This is a genomic window from Arthrobacter sp. 10T425 (genome assembly GCF_056393985.1).
This window is the reverse complement of sequence record NZ_JBFTGZ010000101.1, coordinates 1-406: the sequence shown is the minus strand read 5'-3', so window position 1 is coordinate 406 and position 406 is coordinate 1. Positions and strand designations below refer to the sequence as shown.

Genomic DNA, 406 nt, shown 5'->3' with positions numbered 1-406 from the left:
ACCGTTAATGGTGTTCCGGCGGTGACCTACTCTCCCACACCCTCCCGGGTGCAGTACCATCGGCGCTGTGGGTCTTAGCTTCCGGGTTCGGGATGGGACCGGGCGTTTCCCCCACGCTATGACCGCCGTAACCCTTGCTCCGCCACCGTTCCCGCTGTTGGCGGGGGTGGGGAAATCTGTGGTTACAACATGTTCGCTGCGGCCTTGGCCGCAGGTGTGGTGTTGTTATTTTGTTGTGGTTTTGTTCCTGTGCAACAGTGCCGTCGGTGACGGGTTTGTTGTTTGGGAACCACATAGTGGACGCAAGCAGTCTTGTTTCTTTGTACCCTCCCCCTGGTGTGAACGTCTTTTGAATCCGTTCACGGGAAGAGTGTGTGGTGTAAGTTATCGGCCTATTAGTACCGGT

The 406-nt window shown here is 56.7% G+C and carries 1 rRNA gene; it reads right to left on the bottom strand.

Annotation, left to right across the window (positions count from 1 at the left end):
* Positions 1–13: 13 nt before the first annotated feature.
* Positions 14–130 (bottom strand): 5S ribosomal RNA (gene rrf, locus AC1DDH_RS20710).
* Between the last annotated feature and the right edge of the window lie 276 nt (positions 131–406).